This window comes from Alkalibacterium sp. m-11 (assembly GCF_054658155.1).
This window is the reverse complement of the sequence record NZ_BAAGIR010000260.1, coordinates 1-1,388: the sequence shown is the minus strand read 5'-3', so window position 1 is coordinate 1,388 and position 1,388 is coordinate 1. Positions and strand designations below refer to the sequence as shown.

The 1,388-nt window shown below is 36.3% G+C and carries 1 protein-coding gene; it reads left to right on the top strand.

What is annotated here, in order from left to right:
* The first annotated feature begins 102 nt into the window (after positions 1-102).
* The gene (locus tag ACYQ2O_RS12275; protein WP_459796702.1) at positions 103-1,215 is read left to right on the top strand and encodes an IS4 family transposase; all 1,113 of its coding nucleotides are present in this window, start codon (positions 103-105) and stop codon (positions 1,213-1,215) included.
* Positions 1,216-1,388: the final 173 nt, after the last annotated feature.

Here is a 1,388-nt window from a genome sequence, read left to right as displayed (position 1 = left end):
TCACTAGTGTTGCATTAAAAATTTAACTGTTCCATGACATAAAAAAATCCTTTATACTAGTACTTGGATGACTTATCCAAGACCAATACAAAGGATCTAAGCATGGATAAGTATAATACAAAAATGACTATAAATAAATGGTTTTCATATATAAATTTAGAAAAGTTAAGTCCATCATCACAAAAGGCGATTCATGCGTTTAATCGCTATGCCAAAAAACTAACGTTTAGTAAGGTATTGATGCTCTTTTTGTTCGCTATTAATGAGGAAACAGAAAGTTTTCGCCATTTAGACCAACAACTGGTTCACCCTCAATTAAAAATGGTGATAGGCGTTGACACAATCAGTTATTCCCAACTATCACGGGCTTTAAAAGCACTAGACGCGACTGTTCTTTTGGAAATATTCAATCAGTTACTAGGGATGGTTCATCAGAAGACACACATAAGTAGGCAGAATAAGGTCTACTTGGTCGATAATTCCACTTTTTCATTTAGTAAACACTCCTATCCATGGGCGGATTTCCGTCCAACAAAAAGTGGTATTAAGTTACACCTAAAGGTGTGTCTAATGGAGGAAGGAATGGTTCACCCAGAACAATTTGAGATCTCTAACGCTTCTGAACACGACCATGATTACCTTGATGTTTTTGTCAATCAACCGCTGGCAACCTATGTTTTTGACAGAGGATATATCGATTTTGAGTCTTTTGATCAGATGAAATGGGAGGGCTATTTTTTCGTTTCACGGATTAAAAAGAACACAGTAATACATGTTGTAGAAAATCTAGATATCCCGAAGGATAAGGATTCTGACGTACTCAGTGATCAATATGTGCTGCTTGGTGGGAGAGGCTATTTGACCAGTCTCCTGCGACTAGTGACTATTCGTCGAAAAGGACGATCTGATTTACGAATCATTACCAACGACGTCTTCAAAACCGCTGAAGAGATAGGGAATCTCTATCATTCACGCTGGCAAATCGAGTTGTTTTTCAAGCATATGAAACAACATATGACGATTAAGACCTACTATTCGAAATCAGAAGTCGGTGTTGAGAACCAACTAATCATGGCAATGATTGTCTACCTACTCACGTTACTTATTAAGCTAGAATTGAATTTAAAGCCAACTATTTTCCAAATTTTGCGTCACTTACGATCGGTAAAGTATGAATCGTATGCATACTTCAAAGCTCTCTTTGAACCAGGATAAGTGAAATAACTCGCGAAATGAAGTCTAGACCAATAGAATAGTCAAAAAAATTCTGGAAAAAGTCATCCGCTGCGCCAGCATTTGACTTTTTTGTAAATTTTGATGAGAACTACTTGTGATTTAGTTAACAAATATGAAATTCGGTAAGAATATAATTTTATGCAACACTAGTG

Coding starts and splice junctions, on each gene's coding strand:
- ACYQ2O_RS12275 (WP_459796702.1), top strand. CDS start 103: ATGGATAAGTATAATACAAAAATGACTATAAATAAATGGTTTTCATAT.